Annotated in this window: 1 rRNA gene; it reads right to left on the bottom strand. The window is 49.3% G+C overall.

The features are described from left to right. A 23S ribosomal RNA gene (locus QSV36_RS14680) occupies positions 1–229 on the bottom strand; the annotation flags it as partial.

The raw sequence follows: 229 nt of genomic DNA on the forward strand, positions 1-229 counted from the left end.
TCAGACAAAGTTTCTCGTGCTCCGTCCTACTCGATTTCATTGACAAGAGATTTTCGTGTACGGGGCTATCACCCACTATGGCCGCACTTTCCAGAGCGTTCCACTAATCTCAAACCAACTTAAGGGCTGGTCCCCGTTCGCTCGCCACTACTAAGGGAATCTCGGTTGATTTCTTTTCCTCAGGGTACTTAGATGTTTCAGTTCCCCTGGTTCGCCTCTTGCACCTATG

The sequence above is a fragment of the Pseudomonas sp. BCRC 81390 genome, from assembly GCF_030341915.1.
GTDB lineage: Bacteria > Pseudomonadota > Gammaproteobacteria > Pseudomonadales > Pseudomonadaceae > Aquipseudomonas.